The organism is Thermostichus sp. MS-CIW-23 (assembly GCF_054059455.1).
The window spans coordinates 1-1020 of the sequence record NZ_JBSSCC010000086.1; the positions used below are offsets into that span (position 1 = coordinate 1).

General features: G+C 45.4%; 1 protein-coding gene. It reads right to left on the reverse strand.

What is annotated here, in order from left to right:
* Window positions 1-17 precede the first annotated feature (17 nt).
* A protein-coding gene (locus ACVW0B_RS14335; protein ID WP_148203181.1) for an IS630-like element ISSoc15 family transposase occupies window positions 18-964 on the reverse strand; the annotation gives its coding sequence in 2 pieces (ribosomal slippage) (window positions 18-628 and window positions 628-964; 948 coding nt in all).
* Window positions 965-1020 lie beyond the last annotated feature (56 nt).

Below are 1020 nucleotides of genomic sequence, written 5' to 3' on the forward strand. Positions count from 1 at the left end.
TACAGCCTGTTAAGGGCTCAAGGGGTACAATAGCAGCACTTAGCAAACCAACTTCGGAAGGAGGATGGATTGATCAGTAGTAAAGAAGTCTTCACTATCTGCTCCATGCTATATTTCCCAATTCTGCAAAGCTGCCGAATAAAATGCTTCAACACCGACCACATCATCTCAATGGGATTCAACTCCGGCGCATACACAGGCAGGTATAGGATTCGTGCTCCTGTCCCCCTAATCAATTCCTCAACTTCCCGACTCTTGTGGATATTTAAATTGTCCATAATCACAACCTTCCTCGCATCTAGCTTCGGACATAGCTCGCTTCTCAAAAACTCCAAAAAATCTCCTTTCTTCATCCCACCCTTGATGACACGACAGCCAACTACACCTCTCAAGGAAATAGCTCCAATAACCGTATACTTTTCACCCTTGTATCTCTGACGATAATGATAAGCCCTTTGACCACGTAAACTCCGAGATACTCTCCGCTCCATTCCCTCCCAGACTCCCGTCTGGTCGATGGCAATCAAATCCTCCGCTGGAATATTCCTGACTTCTTGACTATAAGCTAGTCGTTCCCTTTGCACCTCCTCTTCTTTGACTTTTGCACTGCGGTAGGTCTTTTTTTTAGAGTCATTCCTTGCTTTTTCAAGAAATTATGTATCGTGACGATGCTTACATTGATTCCTAAGCGCTCGCGCAACAGTTCTTGATACTGCCACAGGTAGAAGTCTGGGTGTTCTGTAATAATTGCCATCACTTCCTGCCGATGTTGTTCCAAAATGCCCACTCGCTTGGTGCCTGCTTTCTTAGGGGCTAAATCTTGAGTTTGTTGGTACTGACGCACCCAGCGGTGTACTGTTCTTTTGGTCACCATGAAGCGTTTAGCTACCTGGCGGATGGAGGTGTTACCTGCCTGATAGGCTGCTACAACTCTTTGCCGCAAATCCAAAGAATGAGTCGGCATTCCTTTCTCTCCTTCCTCTTGAATACCTGTACCCTATTTTAAATTAAAAGGCTGTA